General features: G+C 71.0%; 13 protein-coding genes. 5 read left to right on the forward strand and 8 right to left on the reverse strand.

The window, feature by feature from the left end:
* Positions 1–485: 485 nt before the first annotated feature.
* Positions 486–1,661: an ROK family transcriptional regulator gene (locus ACZ6QQ_RS07955; RefSeq protein ID WP_465875121.1), complete on the reverse strand. Its 1,176-nt coding sequence runs from the start codon at positions 1,659–1,661 to the stop codon at positions 486–488.
* A 177-nt stretch (positions 1,662–1,838) separates the two neighbouring features.
* On the opposite strand from ACZ6QQ_RS07955, the gene ACZ6QQ_RS07960 reads away from it, so the two are divergent.
* Both ACZ6QQ_RS07960 and ACZ6QQ_RS07965 read left to right on the forward strand, forming a co-directional pair.
* Positions 1,839–3,290, forward strand: coding sequence for a glycoside hydrolase family 3 N-terminal domain-containing protein (locus ACZ6QQ_RS07960; RefSeq protein WP_465875123.1), 1,452 nt, complete (start codon positions 1,839–1,841; stop codon positions 3,288–3,290).
* Positions 3,291–3,383: 93 nt separating this feature from the next.
* Positions 3,384–4,157 (forward strand): phosphatase PAP2 family protein, encoded by a 774-nt coding sequence (locus ACZ6QQ_RS07965; protein WP_465875125.1) that lies wholly within the window; start codon positions 3,384–3,386, stop codon positions 4,155–4,157.
* Between the two features lie 220 nt (positions 4,158–4,377).
* On the opposite strand, the gene ACZ6QQ_RS07970 is transcribed toward ACZ6QQ_RS07965, so the two are convergent.
* The 4 genes from ACZ6QQ_RS07970 to ACZ6QQ_RS07985 form a co-directional block, all read right to left on the reverse strand.
* Positions 4,378–5,802 carry a PQQ-dependent sugar dehydrogenase gene (locus ACZ6QQ_RS07970; protein WP_465875126.1) on the reverse strand — a complete coding sequence of 475 codons (1,425 nt, stop codon included), beginning with the start codon at positions 5,800–5,802 and terminating at the stop codon, positions 4,378–4,380.
* A 122-nt stretch (positions 5,803–5,924) separates the two neighbouring features.
* Entirely contained in the window at positions 5,925–7,022 is a 1,098-nt protein-coding gene (locus tag ACZ6QQ_RS07975; RefSeq protein ID WP_465875127.1) for an Ig-like domain-containing protein, read from the reverse strand.
* A gap of 82 nt (positions 7,023–7,104) precedes the next feature.
* A complete protein-coding gene (locus tag ACZ6QQ_RS07980) occupies positions 7,105–8,259 on the reverse strand; it encodes an Ig-like domain-containing protein (protein ID WP_465875128.1) in 1,155 nt (384 codons plus the stop codon).
* A gap of 737 nt (positions 8,260–8,996) precedes the next feature.
* The gene (locus ACZ6QQ_RS07985) at positions 8,997–9,935 is read right to left on the reverse strand and encodes an AraC family transcriptional regulator (protein ID WP_465875129.1); all 939 of its coding nucleotides are present in this window, start codon (positions 9,933–9,935) and stop codon (positions 8,997–8,999) included.
* Positions 9,936–10,016: 81 nt separating this feature from the next.
* Here ACZ6QQ_RS07985 and ACZ6QQ_RS07990 point away from each other — a divergent pair, with 81 nt between their 5' ends.
* Complete coding sequence (locus ACZ6QQ_RS07990; protein ID WP_465875130.1) at positions 10,017–10,874, forward strand: NmrA family NAD(P)-binding protein; 858 nt, start codon at positions 10,017–10,019, stop codon at positions 10,872–10,874.
* On the forward strand, positions 10,871–11,371 hold the full coding sequence (locus ACZ6QQ_RS07995; protein WP_465875131.1) for an anthrone oxygenase family protein: 501 nt from the start codon (positions 10,871–10,873) through the stop codon (positions 11,369–11,371). The genes ACZ6QQ_RS07990 and ACZ6QQ_RS07995 overlap by 4 nt, the downstream gene beginning before the upstream one ends.
* 38 nt (positions 11,372–11,409) lie before the next feature.
* Here ACZ6QQ_RS07995 and ACZ6QQ_RS08000 read toward each other — a convergent pair whose 3' ends face one another.
* The 3 genes from ACZ6QQ_RS08000 to ACZ6QQ_RS08010 form a co-directional block, all read right to left on the reverse strand.
* Entirely contained in the window at positions 11,410–12,174 is a 765-nt protein-coding gene (locus ACZ6QQ_RS08000; protein WP_465875132.1) for a class I SAM-dependent methyltransferase, read from the reverse strand.
* A gap of 409 nt (positions 12,175–12,583) precedes the next feature.
* Complete coding sequence (locus tag ACZ6QQ_RS08005; RefSeq protein ID WP_465875133.1) at positions 12,584–13,822, reverse strand: alginate lyase family protein; 1,239 nt, start codon at positions 13,820–13,822, stop codon at positions 12,584–12,586.
* Positions 13,823–13,982: 160 nt separating this feature from the next.
* A complete protein-coding gene (locus ACZ6QQ_RS08010) occupies positions 13,983–14,645 on the reverse strand; it encodes a GNAT family N-acetyltransferase (protein WP_465875134.1) in 663 nt (220 codons plus the stop codon).
* Between the two features lie 180 nt (positions 14,646–14,825).
* On the opposite strand from ACZ6QQ_RS08010, the gene ACZ6QQ_RS08015 reads away from it, so the two are divergent.
* A complete protein-coding gene (locus ACZ6QQ_RS08015) occupies positions 14,826–15,581 on the forward strand; it encodes an aminoglycoside adenylyltransferase domain-containing protein (protein ID WP_465875135.1) in 756 nt (251 codons plus the stop codon).
* Position 15,582: the final 1 nt, after the last annotated feature.

Below are 15,582 nucleotides of genomic sequence, written 5' to 3' on the forward strand. Positions count from 1 at the left end.
GGTGGTGTCGGTGCGCAGTGCGGCCGGTTCGAGGCCGGTGAGGGTGGCCGCCAGGTCGAGGGTGCGTTGTTTCGGGTTGCTGGTCAGGTGCATGACGCCGTAGCCGCCGGAGGCGCTCGGTGCGCCGCCGTGCCCGTCGAGCCGGGTCTCGGCGTAACCGAGCGCGGCGAGCAGGTCGGCCGGCACCTGGTAGCGCGCGGCGGCCCGTTCGAACACGCCGGCCAGCGGCGACCGGGCCGCCGGGGCGGCACCGACCACCGATGGGGCGCCGGCCGGGCCGGCGGCCAGCGCGGGTTGTCCGGCCGGGCCGGCGGCCAGGATCAGGGTGGCGCCGAGCAGGTAGCTCGTCCGCCGCAAGGGGAACCGTACAGTCACCGTCACTCCTCCCCGAGGGATCGATGATCCCTGATGGGGACCATCGGATGACGGAACGCTATAGCGCGACGTTCGTCGATGTCGAGGGAGCTGGGGTAACCAGCGGGTAACTAACCGACGGTCGAGCCGAACACCTCGTCCCGGGCCTCATCGAGCGCGGTACGCAGGGCGCCGCGCAGCACCGGCTCGTCGGTCAGCTCGGTCACCACCACCCGGGGCGTGACCAGGGTGATCGCGGCGACCTCGTGCTGCACCCGCTCGGCCAGCGCGGTGCCGCCCGCCTGTCCGACCTCGCCGGCCAGCACCACCAGCGGCGGGTCGAGCACGACGCAGGTGCTCGCCACCCCGAGCGCGAGCCTGCGGGCCAGTTCGTCCAGCAGTTGGCCGCCCTCGGTGCCGGCGGCGATCGCGGCCCGTACGGCGTCGGCGGCGGTCGCCGCCCGGAAGCCGTGCTCGCGCGCCACCACCCGGACCGCGTCGGCGGCGATGAGCTGCTGGAAGGCGGGCTTGGCCCGGCGGGAGACGTCACGCGGGATGGGCGCCCCGGGCACCGGCAGGTAGCCGATCTCACCGGCCGCACCGCTGCTGCCGTGGTGCAGCCTGCCGCCGAGCACGATGGCCAGACCGACGCCGACGCCGACCCAGACCAGGACGAAGTCGTCGACGCCCCGGGCGGCACCGGACTGGGCCTCGGCGAGCGCGGCGAGGTTGACGTCGTTCTCGAACACGACCGGGGTGTGCAGGTCCTCGCGGAGCGCGGCGAGCAGGCCCCGGTGCCAGCGGGGCAGGTTGAAGGCGAAGGTGATGTCCCCGGTGTGCGGGTCGACCAGGCCGGGCGTGCCCAGCACCACCCGCCGTACGCTGTTCAGCGACGCCCCGGCGCTGCTCGCCGCCTGGACCACCGCGTTGTGTACGACGCCGACCGGGTCGTCGGTGTCGCGGGTGGACTGTTCGACCCGGCCGATCACCTTGCCGGTGATGTCGGCGCAGGCGGCGACCACCCGGTCCGGGCCGACGTCCACCCCGATCACGTGCGCGCTGCCCGGCTCGACCGCGTAGAGCTGCGCGTTCGGCCCGCGCCCGCCGGCCTGCTCGCCGACCCGGATGACCAGCCCGCGCTCCTCCAGCCGCTCCACGAGTTGGGAGGCGGTCACCTTGGACAGCCCGGTCAGCTCGCCGAGCTGTGCCCTGGTCAGTGGCCCCTGCGAGAGCAGCAGTTCGAGCGCGGCGCGGTCGTTGAGCGCGCGCAACAGCCGGGGCGTGCCGGGTAGCCGGGTGGAAGCCATGCAGGTCCCCTAATTATTAGTAAAGTTTGTTATTAGATGGGTTAGCCTTTACCGAGTAGCCGTAGCGTAACGGCCAGTCGGTACTCCGGCGGTAAGCCGAGAGGGCACCGCTTGGTCACGAGATGGCCCTGCCTGGTGCGACACTCGGACCAGGGGCGGCCGCGAAGAGGAGACAACGTGGGGACTGATCCAGGACTCCGCCGGTTGGCACTGCGTACCCTGCTCGCCGCCTTTCCCGGCGACTCGCCGCCGGACTGGGCGCTGCGCCTGGTCGCCGACGGACTCGCCGGCCACACCCTGTTCGGCCGCAACGTCACCGACCCCGCCCAGGTCGCGGCCAGCACCGCCGCCCTGCGGGCGGTCCGCCCGGACGTCCTGGTCGCGATCGACGAGGAGGGCGGCGACGTGACCCGGCTCGCCCACGCCACCGGCAGCCCGTACCCGGGCAACGCCGCGCTCGGCGCGGTCAACGACGTCGGCCTCACCCGCCGGGTCTACCAGGCCATCGGCGCCGAACTCGCCGCCGTCGGGATCAACGTCAACCTCGCCCCCACGGTCGACGTGAACAGCGCCGACGACAACCCGATCATCGGCACCCGGTCGTTCGGTGCCGACCCGGTCCGGGTCGCCGCGCACTCCGCCGCCGCCGTCGCCGGCCTCCAGTCGGTCGGGGTCGCCGCCTGCGCGAAGCACTTCCCCGGCCACGGCGCCACCATCGCCGACTCGCACTACGAGCTGCCGACCGTCGACGTACCGCTGGACCTGCTGCGCACCCGCGACCTGCCGCCGTTCGCGGCGGTGGTCGCCGCCGACGCCAAGGCGATCATGACCGCGCACATCCGGGTGCCGGCGCTGACCGGCGACGGACCGGCCACCTTCAGCCGGGCCGTCCTGGTCGACCTGCTTCGCCACGAGTACGGCTTTGCCGGTGCGGTGATCACCGACGCGCTGGAGATGAAGGGCGCGGCGCTGGCCGCCGGTGGCATCGGCCCGGCCGCGGTCCGCGCCCTGGACGCCGGGGCCGACCTGCTCTGCATCGGCGCCGACGTGGACGCCGGCCTGGTCGAGGAGGTCGCCGCCGCGATCGTCGCCGCGCTGCGCGACGGCCGTCTCTCCACCGAGCGGGTCGAGGAGGCCGCCGGCCGCGCCGACGCGCTCGCCGCCTGGACCCGGGCCGGCACGACCGCCGAGATCGCCGCCGACAACCTGGGGTACGCCGCCGCGAAGCGCGCGGTACGGGTCGAGGGGGTCCTGTCCGGCCTGGAGACCCCGCTCGTGGTGCAGCTCGTGTCCACCTCGACGATCGCCGAGGGACGGGTGCCCTGGGGCCTCGCGCCGCACCTGGACGGCACCGAGCAGTTGCCACTGGTGGCGACCGAGACCGACCCGGAGACCGTGGCGAAGCTGGCCGACGGTCGGCCGATCGTGCTGGTCGGCCGGCACGTGCACCGGCTGCCCGGTGCGGCCGAGCTGATCGAGGCGCTGGCGGTCGACCACCCGGTGACCGTGGTGGAGATGGGCTGGCCGTCGACCTGGCGGCCGGCGGGCGTACGCGCCTTCGTCACCACGTACGGTGCCAGCCACGCCAACGGCTGGGCCGCCGCCGACACCCTCGGTCTGGCCGGCTGAGCCCCTCGGGCGGCATCGCCTGACCATCGTCGGGTCGCGACACCGACGAACGGGACAAGACGCAGGCCACCCGGCGTTCATACAGTGTTCACCATGAGCGAACGGGCGCGGTCGAGTGCACAGTCAGCGGACCCGACCGGTACGGCGGGCGGCCCGGCGGCCCGCCGTACCGGCACGGGAGCGGCCCGGCTCTGGGCCGCACCGACGTTGGTGGTGGGCGGGGCCGGGCTGGTCGGTTGGCTAGCACCCGGCGGGCTCGGTGACCCGGCGGTGCTCCGGGTCACCGACGGACTCTCGGCGGACGGTTACCGGGCCGTTGTCGACGCGATGGCCGGCACGCCCGACTGGCTGCACCGGCTGGTCGAACTGGTCACCGACGCGGCCCTGCTGATCCTGCTGGCCCTGGTTGCCGGGATCGGCTGGCTCGGCCGGCAGCGCGACCCGTTCCTGCTGGCCGGCGCGGTGTTGACCCTCGTCGCCACCGGCGCCGCGTACGCGCTGAGCGAGGCGTCGAAGCTGGTGGTGGACCAGGATCGGCCGTGCCGGGCGCTGACCGGGGTCGAGCCGATCTCACGCTGCCCCGACGTCGGCGACTGGTCGTTCCCGAGCAACCACGCCACCATCGCCGCCGCGCTCGGGGTGGGGCTGGCGGTGGTCGTACCCCGGCTGGCCGCGTTCACGCTGCCGCTGGCCGGGTTGACGGCACTGCTGCGGGTGGTGGCCGGGGTGCACTACCCGCACGACGTGCTGGCCGGGCTGATCCTGGGCGGGGTGCTGGCCGCCGCCTCGGTGACGGTCACGCGTGGCCCGACCGTACGTCTGCTGCGTGTGTTGAGGCTGGCACCGCCACCCGGACGCGGCCGATAGCAACAATGGGCAATTAACCGTCAAGTCCCCCGAACGGACATTTTGGACGGCTCTCCCGTGGTCTTGAAAGCAACCGCCCGGATTCGTAGCGTTACCACTGGTCCCCACCTTTGCACAGGCGGGCAGCACCGAGGACTTCGGCCTGGGGAAGGATGCGGACCGTGGGCCCGGTGGGGTCCACGGTCCGCGCCACGAAGCCACCCGGCCAGGGCGGAGGCGGTCAGTTCCAGTGGAAGCGGCGGACCAAACCACCGGCGAGGTCCACGTAGTAAAGGTCGCCCTCCGGCCCGATCTGGAGATCGACCGGCCTGACCACGGTGGCGAAGGGCACGATCGTGGCCGGGTTCGGCACACCGTTCGGACCGGCCAGCATCGCCCACACGCAGCCGCGCAGGTAGTCGGAGAAGAAGAGCGCGCGGGCGTACGTCGCCGGGTAGCTGCCGCCCGTCCTCGGATAGAAGGCGAGCCCGCTGATGACGGCCCGGCCGACCGGGCACCCGTCCCCCGGAGCCACCACCTGGGAACGCATGTAGCTGTAGTGCGGCGCGGTGACCGTACCGGCAGGCGCGCTGTAGAGGCTGTCGCAGAGCCTCAGGTGGGCGGCCCGGTAGTTGCCCTGCACGGCGGGTCCCTCGTAGCAGGGCCAGCCGTAGTTGCGCACCGGACCGGCGACCGGAGCCACCACCCGGTCGATCTCCTCGGAGGTGCGCCAACCGACGTCACCCACCCAGATCTCGCTGGTCCCCGGCCGGAACACCCAGCGGAACGGGTTACGCAGGCCGTACGCGACGATCCGCCGGGTGTTCAGGTCCGGGCTCTTCACCAGCGGGTTGTCGGCCGGGGCCCTGCCCGTGGTCTCGTGCACCCGGACGATCGTGCCGTCCAGGCCGGTGGGGTCACCCGTGGTCCGCAGGTCCTGTGACCGCAGCGCCCCTCCCTCGGCCGTCGGCGGGCTCATCGGGCCACCCGGCAGGGAGGGCGGGTCGCCACACGGGTTCGTCGGGGTGCCGAGTTGGCCGTAGTCCATCGAGTTACCGGACGCCCCGTCGCCACCGGCGACGTAGAGCCGGCCGTCCGGGCCGAACCCGATGTCACCGATGGAGTGCGTGTCGCTCTGCTGGCACCAGTCGTGCAGCAGCACCCGCTCGGCGCCGTTCATCACGTCGCCACTGATGTGCAGCCGGGACACCCGGGCGCTGGAGCGGCAGTTGCCGATCACCGGGCATGTGTCGCCGTAGGTCGGCGCGGTGCCGCCGATGACGCCGTCGTAGGTGTAGCTGACGTAGACCCACGCGTTGGCGGGAAAGCCCGGTGGTAGCGCCAAGCCGACCATCCCCAGGTCGGAGTAGTCGTAGACGTTGGCTCGGAGGTCGGCGAAGACGGTCGGGGTGGGGTCGGACAAACCGTGGTAGATCTTGATGATGCCGTTCTTCTGCGCCACGAAGATCCGGCCGTCGGGCGAGAAGACCAGTTTGGTGGGTTGGACCAGCCCGGAGAAGACCACCTGATCGGTGAAGCCGGGCGGAAGCGCCGCCGCCCGTACCGGTGGTGTCTTCCCGGACGTCGGTGCGACCGCCACGGCAAGCCCGAGGCAGAGTGCCAGTACGGCCGAGATTCCGCGTCGTGCTGCTGTTCTCCTGGACATCGCTGCCCCCTCACCTGCAATGGTTCGTCCACGCCATCGGGTTGTTGATGGTTCGCCGGGTCCCCCGCGCGCGTCGCGCGAAGGGAACCCGGCGGGCCGGAAGCGCTGACGCGATCGTCGGGTCAGAACCGGATGGAGACGGCAGCCGTGTCGGAGCGCCCGTCGACCGTCAGCCGGTACGTGAACTTGTCGGTTGATCCATGCGACGCGTCCGGTGTGTAGACCACCGTCCGCCGGCTGGTGATCTGCACCGTGCCGTGTGACGGCGGGGTCGCGATGGTGAGCGTCGCGCTGCTGGGCGCGGTGTCGTTGGCCAGCACCGCGACGTCCACCTTCTTGGTGCCGGTGGTCGTGGCGGTGTCGTCGTTGGCAACCGGCGCCTTGCTGAAGGCGCCCTGGCCGTTGCCCATCCAGTGGGCGACCGCACCGGTGTTGGTGTTGGTGGTCGCCACGTCGGGATTGCCGTCGTGGTTGTAGTCCCCCACGGTGGCCGTCCATCGGGTGGTGCCGGTGGCGCTGCGTTCGAGGTTCACCACCGTTCCGGAACTGAACAGCACCACGACACCCGACGAGGCGTCCTCGCATCCCTGGTCGTAGGTGAGGACCGCGTCCGACGTGCCGTTGTGGTTGACGTCGGACAGCTTGGCGGTCAGGCCGCTACCGCAGAAGCGCATCGGTCCGGGGGTGAGGAATCCACTCGCGTCGTTCAGGTAGGTGGCGAATGCCCGGTCCGCGTTCGACCACTCGTAGATGTCGCGGCGCAGGTCAGCGTTGAAGTTCGCCGACCCGATGTAGTCGGGCCTGGTCAGCGCGACGAAGCCGTCGGCCGGGCTGAAATTCTCCAGCACCAGCAGGTCGACGTCGGATCCGACGGGTCGGCCGGCTGACCATCCCACCATCAGGTCGACCATGCCGTCCCCGCTGAGATCGAGCGCCGTGCCGATGTTGGGGCAGTCATTCGGCGTCCCCGCGCCCGGCGGGTCCGTATAGGTATAGGCAATCGGCGGGTCGAAGCCGCCGCCGGCAAGCCCCGGCTCCAGCACCACGCCGCATTCGTCGGGCGCGATGTCGACCAGCGTCGCCCGGTCGGGCAGCCCGTCACCGTTCAGGTCTCCGGTGATGGGCGCGTTCGGCCCGGCTGCCCGAGCGGTGCCCGAGACCGCGCCCGCCGCCACGATCGTCGTTACGGCGGCCACCAGGGCAATGAGTTTTCTCCACATGACTCTTCCAATCAGGATTTCTGGTCCACCGGGCCACGGGTCCACGCGGTCCGGAGCAGGGACGTCGGTTCGAGAGACGCCGTCAGGCATCCGTTGGTCGCGTGGACTTGGTGCTGCGCGGTACGCCCGGCGTGCCGCTCTTCGAGCCGGACGTCGAGAGCCGGAGCTCGACGGTCACCGGGGCTTCGGCAACCTTGTTGTCGTCGATGACCCGGTAGGTGAACTGATCGAGGGCTGCCGGAGGAGAGGCCGGAGGTATGTAGACCACCGTGTTGTCGGGTCTGATCTCGACCCGGCCGTACCGTGGCGGTGTGCCGATCTCCACCCGTGCCGACACCGTGACGGCGTCGTTCGCCAGCACCGGGATGGGCGTCGGTTCGGGCGTGGTCACCACGGCCTCGTCCGGCGCTGGGAAGGGCGCCTCGACGAACCCGCCCGGGGGCCGGGCCAGGAAGTGCGAGACCTCGGCCGTGACCTCGTTCACCGTGCGCACGTCCGGTATGCCGTCCCGGTTCGCGTCCGCGACGGCGCTGGTCCAGACGAACTCGCCCGTGGGGTCCTGCTCCAGGTAGTCCGTGTCGCCGTCGGGATACAGCACCGCCACTCCGGTCTCGGGAATCCCGCAGTGCTCGTAGTACGGGAACACCACCTCGGTCCCCCGGTCGAGGGTGAAGTCGGCGAGCAACGGCGGCTGGACCGGAGTGGCACAGAACCGGAGTTCGCCCGGGGCCAGCGCACCATCGGACGTGTTCAGGAAGGTGGTAATTCCCTCACCCTGGTCGGTCCACTCGTACACGTCCTTGCGCCCGTCGCCGTTGAAGTCGGACACGCCGATATAGCTGGGCTGGAACAGTCCGGTGATCCCGCCCACGGGGCGGAAGTCACGCAGAACCAGCAGGTCCTGGTCCACCCCGTCCGGACGGCCGGCGAACCATCCCACGACCAGTTCCATCGAGCCGTTCCGGCCGAGGTCGACCAGGGTGCCGATATCCGGGCACTGGAGGATGCTGCCGACTCCGGCGGGATTCGGATATGTGTACAACTTCGATTCCTGATAGCCGCCGCCCGGCTTACCCAACTGCACCACGACCGCGCACCTGTCCGGTGGGGCCGAGGTGAGCTGGACCCTGTCCGTAAGTCGGTCGCCGTTCACGTCGCCGTACAACGTCTGACCCGGTGCGCCCGCCCGAGCGGGTGCCACGGCGCCCAACGCGGTGACGGTCACGGCCACGGTCACGACGGCAGTGCGTCTTGCCCACATGATGTTGTCCCTTCGCCCCCACCCGTTATGGCGGTTGGCTTGTTTCCCGACGGTAATTCGGCTATATGCCTATAAGCCAGCAGCTGACCGTTATACGACACCTATCTGACATAACACCTTATTTTCGACACGAATCGACTCACCCCCGCCTCGGCCGCAGATCAAGAAACGCGCACCGGGATTTTGAATCAGACGAATTCTCATTTCCACGACCCCTGCCTGTTTTTGGCACACGAGAACAGGACAGGCGACGAGTCGACGAGAACCGGGTCGGCGGCACACGGAGAGAATGCGCGGCGACATCGCCGAGCGGACATCGGTGTCGACACACGCTCCGTCATTCCGGACGCACATCCGTCCGGTCCGGCCACGTAGCCACGACCGTAGGCGCTCAGCACGCAATGGGTACTAGCGCAAATGAGGGAAATTCATACAGGCCCCGCCTTTGCCGTCGTCCTCGATTGCCGAGGGTCGGGCCAATATCCACTACTGGATGAAGACACGTTATCCCAGCTCAGAGGGGCCGTCAAGCAAAATCAAGAAGAATCATTCAGATAGGTGAATGGTGAGCGAGAACCGAGATCTACGATGCCCGCTCCCGTTGACTCCTCTTCCGGCCGACGCCTCCATTGATCCGTCAGCGCCGCTCGAATGGTGGTGACGAAATGACCACGCCGGTCGGCAGTCGGGCGATCGACACCAGCTCGCCGGACTCAGGCCGACGATGTCGTCCTGTGCTCGGCCGGGCTGAGTCCGCGTACGCGCTTGAAGGCCGAGCTGAGCGCGAACGGGCTGCCGTAACCGACCCGGCGGGCCACCGCCGCGACCGTCGTCTCCGGCTCGCGCAACAGGTCGGCGGCGAGCGCCAGCCGCAGATTGGTCAGGTACGCCATCGGCGGCTCGCCGACCAGGTCGGTGAAGCGGCGGGCCAGCGCCGCCCGGGACACCCCCGTCCGCGCCGCCAGCCCGGCCACCGTCCACGGCTGCTCCGGGTGGTCGTGCAGCAGCCGCAGCGCCTGACCCACCACCGGGTCACCGTGCGCCCGGTACCAGGCCGGCGCCGCCGCCTCCGGCCGGGAGAACCAGGCCCGGAGTACGGCGATCAGCAGCAGATCCAGCAGCCGGTCGAGGACCACCTCCTGGCCCGGTTCGTCCCTGGTCATCTCCTGGGCGAGCAGCCCTACCAGCGGGCTGTTCCACGCCTCCTGCGGCAGCACCAGCAGCGGCGGCAGCACCCGCAGCAGTCGCCCGCTGACCTCACCCTCCACCTGGTACGTGCCGCTGAGCACCACCGCCGCACCGTCGACCCGCTCACCCCAGGTGCGTACGCCGAGGTCCATCACCTCGCACAGCTCGTCTCCGGCCGGCGTGGTGCTGCGCTCCCCCGGATGGATCACCGCCTGCGGCGGGGTCGCCGGGTCGTCCGCCACCGTGTACGGGTCCGGCCCGCGCAGGATCGCCACGTCACCGGGGCGCAGCCGCCGAGGCTCGCCCCCGTCCGGCAGCACCCACCCGTCGCCGCGCACCATCGACACCAGCGCGAGCGGCGCGCGGTCCTCGATCCGTACCGACCAGGGTGGATCGAACACGGAACGCATCAGGAACGCCCCGCGTGCCCTCGGCCCGTCCAGCAGTCCCGCGAGTACGTCCACGCGCTCCAGCGTAGACGCCGGCACATGCGGGTGAGCGTCTCGACGATTCCCGCCGACGACCGCCCGGACTTGACTGGTGGCATGACAGAGAACAGGCACGACGGGCCGATCCTGGTGCTCGGCGGCACCGGCAAGACGGGTCGCCGGGTGGTGGCCCGCCTCACCGCCGCGAACCGGTCGGTACGGGTCGGCTCCCGTACCGGCGAGCCGCCGTTCGAGTGGACCGACGAGCGCACCTGGCCCGGCGTACTGGCCGGGGTGGAAGCGGTCTACCTGGTGTACTACCCCGATCTGGCCGCACCGGGCGCGGTCGACACGGTCCGCGCCTTCACCCGGCGGGCCGTTGACGCCGGGGTGCGGCGACTGGTCCTGCTCTCCGGCCGGGGCGAGCCGGCGGCCCAGCTCAGCGAGGATGTGGTCCGCGAGTCCGGGGTGTCCTGGACGATCCTGCGGGCGAGCTGGTTCAACCAGAACTTCAGCGAGGACTTCCTGACCGACTTCGTCCGCGACGGGATGGTTCTGCTGCCGGCGGGGACGGTGGCCGAGCCGTTCGTCGACGCCGACGACATCGCCGAGATCGCCGCCGAGGCGCTGACCGGTGACCGGCACGCGGGTCAGCTCTACGAACTGACCGGTCCCCGGTTGCTCACCTTCGCCGAGGCGACGGCCGAGATCGCCGGGGCCGCCGGGCGGGAGATCTACTACCGCTCGGTCCCGCCCGAGGAGTACCTCACCGAGATGGCGCGGTACGACGTACCGGCCGAACTGGTGGCGGTGCTGGTCGAGTTGTTCGGTCAGGTGCTGGACGGACGCAACGCGTACCTGACCGACGGGGTGCGCCGCGCCCTGGGCCGGGAGCCGCGCGACTTCGCCGCGTACGCCCGACAAGCCGCCGCCACCGGTGCCTGGTCCGGCCGGGTGGCGGCACAACCGTCATGACCGGCACCCTGGCGGCCTGGTCGGCGGCGGTGACGTTGGCGGTGACCGGGACGATCGCCGGTCTCTTCTACGCCTACTCGGTGTCGGTGCTGCCCGGTCTGAACGCGGTCGACGCCGGCTCGGCGATCCGGGCGATGAACAGCATCAACGTGAAGATCCAGAATCCGCTCTTCTTCGTCACCTTCCTCGGTACGCCGGTCGCGGCGGCGCTGACCGGGGTGCTGCTGCTGGTCCTCGGCCACCGGCCGGCGGCGGTGCTGTTCCTGCTCGCGGCTGCCGTCTACCTGCTCGGCGTGTTCGTGCCGACGATGGCGGTGAACGTGCCGATGAACGACGCGCTGGCCGCCGTGGTGCCGGCCGACCCGGCCGAGGCGGCCCGGCTCTGGTCGGACTACTCGTCCCGGTGGACCGGCTGGAACCACCTACGGGCCGGGGCGAGCCTGGTCAGCCTGCTCCTGGTCGGCCTCGGCATCTACCTCTGGCACCGCCAGAGGTAACGAAAAGGGGGGAACGGGGGGACGCCCGGCGGGTCCGGTCAGCGGGGCTTGCGGGCCTCGACCAGGATCCGCCGGGCGTGTGCGACGAACGGGCCGTCCGCCTCGATCCGCCGGTGCAGCGCGGCGAGTTCGTCGCGGTAACGCTCGACGGTGAAGCCGGGCACGATCCAGATCACCTTGCGCAGGAAGTGGACCACCGCACCGATGTCGTTGAAGACCGTACGCAGGGCCTCTTCGCGCAGGTCGAGCAGTTCCAGGCCGACGGCCCCGGCCTCGGCGGCGATCCACGCCGTGCCCCGTCTGGGGTTGGCCGGCAGCGGACCGGCGATCACCTCGGCGAGTTCGCCGACGGTGCCGGCGCCGACCTGCTGGGAGAGGAAGGTGCCGCCGGGGCGGAGCAGCCGGGCCACCTCCGACCACCGGGTGTCGACCGGGTGCCGGCTCGTCACCAGGTCGAAGGCGCCGGCACGGAACGGCAGGTCGGCCGAGTCGGCGGTAGCGACCACGTGGGCACCGAGCGGGGCCAGCGTACGCCGGGCGACGTCGACGTTCGGCGGCCAGGACTCGGTCGCCACCAGCAGCGGCGGCGGCTCGGTGATGGTGGCGAGTACCTCACCGCCGCCGGTTTGCAGGTCGACGGCAGCGCTCGCCCGCGACATCCGGTCGGCGAGCAGCCGGGAGTAGCCCCAGGAGGGGCGCTCCTCGGTGGCCCGGCCGGCGAACCAGGAGAAGTCCCAACCGTCCAGCGGCACGCCCGCGCCCTCGGCGACGAGCTGGTCGAAGGTCGAAGTGGTCGCGCTCATCCGGGCAGTCTCGACCACACCGGTCCGCGCCGCAACGAAAATCCCGCGTACGGCAGTCGCCGACCGGGGTGCTTCCATGATCCCGGAGCTTCGCGAATATCTTCCGTCACGTCGCGTCGGCAGTCCAGGGTGGAGACAAGTGCGATGGCCAGCGGTGCCCTGTCGCCCTTCGGAGTTGGTTCACCCGTCCCGTCGCCACCTGATAATCGCGTCAATCTCGTACATCGTCTTTTATGTGGGAACACAAAAGACGATGTACGAGTCGTATGCGTTGGTCTCCCCGGAGAGTTGACCATCGTTGGTGACGGCTGCCGCATCGATGTCGGTCACGGGTGCCCAACGAACACGCGGTGCGCCGGCACACCCGTGGGCGCGGGTGTGCCGGCGACTTTTCCGTGGGGCCGTACGGTCAGTTGGGGTTGCCCGCGTGGGTCAGCGTCTCCCAGGCGACGAAGAGGTTGTTGGTGCCGGCCGGGCGCTGCTGTTCGGTGAGCCGTTGGGTGTTGGTCATCGCGATGCCCATCCGGTTGTTCAACGCGTTGAAGCCGACCTCGGTGACCGGGCCGAGGCCCTTGGTCAGGGTGCCGCCGCAGAGCCAACTCGGGATCGCCTCGCCGAGCTGGTACTTCGCGTGGAAGCCGAGCGCGTGCCGGAGCCGGTCCTGCAACTCCGGGTAGAGGTCCTGCCCCTGGTGCCGGGTGGTCTCGGCGACGTGGGCGATGGCGGAGAGCCCGTACCCGGTGTGGGTGAAGTCCCGGCAGGTCTCCTGGGTCAGGCCGTCCACGAAGGTGTTCTGCCCCTGCCAGTAGCTCGCCACCTCGGAGCGGGTGTCGATGGTGCTCCCGGCCGGGCCGCGCGGGAAGGCACCGTCGCTGGTCAGGTAGATGAAGGCGGGGACGCGGGCGCGGAACTTGGCCAGTGCCCGGTCGTAGACGGCCCGGTCCTCCAGGAAGACCGAGATGCCGAGCGACGCCTCCATCATGCTCAGTTCCCAGTTGCCGTTGCTGTACGTGTTGCCGTTGATGATCTCCGGCAGGTAGACGTTGCGCAGCATGTTGCCGAACCGGGTGATGTTCGCCGACGACCAGCCGCTGTACGTGTAGCGGATGATCTCGGCGGCCCGGGGCCAGGAGGAGCCGGCCCAGGCGGTCTGCAACGGGGCGTTGCTGTTGGTGTGGTCCTGGATCACCGCCGACCAGGCGTCCATGATCTGGATGGCCTTGGCGGCGTACCGGCTGTCCTGGGTGATGTACCAGGCCAGCGAGAGCGTGTACGCGGCCAGCGCGTCCTCCCGCTCGTCGGTGCACCCGTTGTTCGGGTTCGAGTACGACCCACACTCGACCACGGCGCGCGGCTTCGCGGTCCGGGTCAGGGACGCGTACCGGCTGGCCATCATCTGGTCGTAGGCGGCCTTCCACGGCTGGGCGTTGGCGTTGACCCGGCCCCGGATGAAGTCGAGCTGCGGCCGGCTGACCAGTACGCCGGGGTGGGTGAAGGTGGCCGGCGCGGCGACGACCACGTCGGTGGCGGTGGCCTGTGCCGTGGTGACACCGGCCTGTGCGGTGGCGGCCGGGGCGGCGGTCAGCAGCAGGGCGGTGGCCGCGGTGGCCGCGAACGCCCACCTGCCGCGCCGGAATGGTTGGGACATCAGGTCCTCCTGGTGGGAGTGGCCGACACCGGACTGTTAGGAATGTTAACTAGTTCGATACGACCATCCCGGTCGATACGTTGTCAACCCACCACAGCCGGGGTTAAGGAAACGGATCACCCATCCGCCGATCACCGGGAGTCACTGCCGTGCGGCCCGGTTACTCCGAGCGGAAGACCCCGTATCCGGTCCAGCCCCGGTCCGGGAAGCCCGCCGTCTCGGCCACCCGCGCCGAGGCGTGGTTGTCGGGTGCGTGCAGGTAGGTGGGCACCGCGCCCTCGTCGAGCACCCGCCGGGCGGCCTGCGCCACCAACCGCCGGGCCAACCCCCGACCCCGCGCGGCGGGCGTGGTGCCGACCGACAGCTCGTGGCCGTACCGGTCGTGGCGTTTGACGCCCACCCCGGCCAGGTACTCGCCGTCGCCGTCGCGGGCCACCAGCACCTCACCGAACGGACGCAGCCAGGTCGGCAGGGTCGGATCGTCGGCGGGGACCCACTCCCCCGCGTCCGGCAGCGGGGCCGGCGCCAGCGAATAACGGAAAATCGCCGGAAACGCCTGCCAACCGGTACGACCCACCGCCGTCGGCAGCTCGGCGAGCAGGGTGTCGAACGGCTTACCGGCCAGTTCGCGCACGGCCGCCAACCGGTCCGGCGGCACCGACAGCACCAGGGCACCGGGCGCGCCGACCCCGATCGCCGGGTACACCTGCCCGTCCCAGCCCGGCCGGGTCCGCCGTTCCGAGCCCACCACCTGCAACGGCTGCCGGGTGGGCCACTGCCCCAGCCAGCTCACCAGATGGTGGAACAGGCGTGTGTCGAGCATTCGACTCCTCGCACTGGGGCCGGCGCCCGGGACGTCTGGTCGGAGCCAGTGGCTCTTGATATTCCGCAGCGTACGCCGAAGCGGGCGGCACCGGTCGCGCACTCCTACAGCCGGACGAAGCGGCCCCGGTCGCGGCGGCGGGACCGGGGCGGAGACGGCCGAGCACTACCATCTGTACTCATGGCCGTCACTGCCCATGCGAATCATCGCGTGGTCGGGTACGCCCGCCAGGTCGCGACGGTACTGCGTACCCTGCCCGGTACCGACCTGGTCGGGCTCTATCTGCACGGCTCGGCCGTGCTGGGCGGTTTCTCCCCGGCGCACAGCGACGTGGACCTGCTCGCCGTGGTGGCCGCCAGCTTGGACGAGGCGACCCAGTACCGGACCGGCACCGCCGTCGGGCGGACGGTCGACCGCTGCCCCGGCCGGGGGCTGGAGCTGACCGTCATCACCGCCGCCACCGCCCGCTCGCTCGGTGCCTGCCCGTTCGAGGTACGGGTGGCCGGCACCGCCACCGGCAGCCCGCACGTCATCCCCGGCACCGGGCACCCCGGCAACCCGGAACTGGTGCTGGACGCCGAGGTCTGCCGCCGCTACGGGGTGGCGGTCGCCGGGCCACCACCGGACCGGGTCTTCCACCCGGTGCCGGCCCACCGGGTACGCGAGGCGATCTGCCGGCAGCTGGACTGGGCGCTGGTCCAGGGCGCGCAGGGGTACGCCGTACTCAACGCCTGCCGGGCGCTGCGCTTCCTCGCCGAGGAGAACCTCTGCGCCGTGGTCGAGGCGGGCCGGTGGTACCTGTCCCGGTCCCCGCACCACCCGCTGGTCGCCGAGGCACTGGTCCTGCACCAGAGCGGCGACCGGCGGGAACTCTCCGGCGCCGGGGCCCGGTTCGTCGCGCAGGCACGCGACCTGCTGCTCACCGCCGACGCTTAGC

This window comes from Micromonospora sp. NPDC049529 (genome assembly GCF_055586685.1).